This is a genomic window from Candidatus Macondimonas diazotrophica (assembly GCF_004684205.1).
Classification (GTDB): Bacteria; Pseudomonadota; Gammaproteobacteria; order UBA5335; family UBA5335; genus Macondimonas; species Macondimonas diazotrophica.
In genome coordinates this window covers 1-2,201 of sequence record NZ_SRIO01000054.1, presented here as the reverse complement: position 1 = coordinate 2,201, position 2,201 = coordinate 1, and the positions used below count along the sequence as shown (strand labels likewise).

The 2,201-nt window shown below is 53.6% G+C and carries 2 protein-coding genes; both read right to left on the bottom strand.

The genetic code is table 11. The features are described from left to right. Positions 1-1,630 (bottom strand): hypothetical protein (locus E4680_RS13755; RefSeq protein WP_135282997.1); only part of this gene is annotated, 1,630 nt, incomplete at its 3' end. Then, a partial coding sequence (locus tag E4680_RS13750; RefSeq protein ID WP_135282996.1) for an ATP-grasp domain-containing protein occupies positions 1,630-2,201 on the bottom strand: 572 nt, incomplete at its 5' end. The genes E4680_RS13755 and E4680_RS13750, both read right to left, overlap by 1 nt.

Below are 2,201 nucleotides of genomic sequence, written 5' to 3'. Positions count from 1 at the left end.
GGCGCACGACGGCGTATCTCCCGGCTAATAAGCCGGGAGCGGATTGAAACTTCGGCAGGGAAACAACAAGGGACAAAAGATGAACGTATCTCCCGGCTAATAAGCCGGGAGCGGATTGAAACCATTCGACCAGCGAACTGATCACAGATTCCGTGTAGCGATCGATGGAGCGCAGCATATTGCGCAACGTCATGTTCGCTGCGCCGGCGATCTGTGAGACCCCTCCAACCGTGCGCATCGCTTCGCCCTGAACATTCCCCATCGAAACCGGTGGGATCATGGATTCGTCGTCCATCAGATCCTTCCACATATTGTAAACGGCCAGGAGTTCCGTGATTCGGGAATCGATCGAGACATTACGAATAGCGGGGTTATCATCCTGGTTAAGTGAATTGTTCTCGCGCTCAAAGACCTGGAAACTCTTCAGCGTCTTGTCCGATCCAGGACGCAGTTTCTGTGTATCGATCTCGACCATAGGCCCACACACGACTGCGGAGTTATCACTGATCTGACGCGCGGCGGCGCAGATCCCCATCTGAGAGTCACGCACAGACTCCGGGAACGATTCTCCTACAATCCGGCTATCATCGTCAGGGTCCAGAATAAAAATGTGGTAATACGGCACGTCCACTGGATAGGGGGACGTGCGAATCTTGATCACCTTGTCATCCAGCAGCACAACTTCCAGTGGGGCAGAAGTGCTGAGCGACTGCTTCGGGACATCAAAGCCAAGGTCTTCCAGTTCCTGACCGGACATGTAACCATAGAATGAGACCAGCTCGTAGTAGTCCCCATCGGTTACCCGGATCTCCTCATCCTCGTCCATCTGCTTCTGGTAATTTGGGCGGGCATAATTTCCGTGCGGGTTTTCTTCCAGCCACTTACGAATGGTGTCGGATTCGTATACGGAATCCTCATCGTCGTCATCAATCAGATTGCTGATATCGTGGCGCGCCAGGCGAATGGTCCGGAACATTTTGTCCATCGACCGAATGTTCGGTGCACTCATGTCCGGGTAGAAATCCCATATCGAAACGTACTCGAATTCCGGTACGTTCTCATCCTCATACACCGGAACGTATTGACCGCTGCTTGGTTCAATCTCCCATTTACGGCGAGTGACGGAGTTAGTGAGGGGGCCGCAGGCAATACCGGCCCCGTACATCACCCCGCTTTTGATGACACGGTTCAGCGTGGCTTCGTAATCCATTTCCTTAAGCTGGTCCGTCACGCGATTTTTCAGGTTGTCCGCGCGCTCGCGAGCGAGTTTATGGATCGCTTTCTCGATCGCATCCGGATCACCCTGCACCTGCTGAACAATCTCCACCAAATCATCGTTCTGGATAGACGGCACCGGAGACGGTTCGATATCGAAATTGCGCTCGGACGAAAGATCGATCAGGCGCGAAATAAGGTGCAAGCCCTTTACGCGGGTGACTCGTGGGTAGGTGTGGCTGCGATCCGCCGGAATCGCGCATTCGATCTCCGGGTCGTAGATCCCTTTCCATTGACGGTACGACCGCAACCACCGTTCTTCCAGTGGAAGCCGATCGCGCTTGATGCGCTCGAATTCCGCCCGCAGCGCGCTGCCGAGCTTCTCAAGTTTTTCTTTACGTGATTCCTTAGCCACTATTTAATCCCCATAGCAAGTCGCCTGGATAGCCGAGCGATCTGAAGATACCGTTTCTCAAGCAGATCCAGGTATATTTTGGACTTAGCTGTAGTGATGGTCCCATATAGGCCCAATGCGTACCCGTCATTTACCTCTACCAAAGCTGTCTGCCCGGTCGAGAGTACGCCTATATCCATGGAAAATCCAGCGGGGGCTTGGCGGGATACCGCGTAGTCCGCGACCATGCGCCCCACAACCGCCTCATCTGGCTTCGGTGCATCGTCAGCGCCGTCTGGGTCATACCTTTCAACCATCGTAACCATGCCTTCGCAAATATAGTACCGATACTCGCAAAGCCACTCTACTGCTTCAGACTCCCAAACAGGTTCATACTGGTACGACCATGGGGTATCCATAACATCTTTAACCAGGCCGGGTTCAAACACCTTGCCGTTAGCAGGCTTCACCCATGAATCAGGAGAAGCATACCGCATTTCCGTCTTTTTGATTCGGCGATGTAGGTAGGGGTGCAGACAGTCCGGATAATCAATGTGCTTTGGCGGGATCACGCCTTGCGTTTCCAGGGATG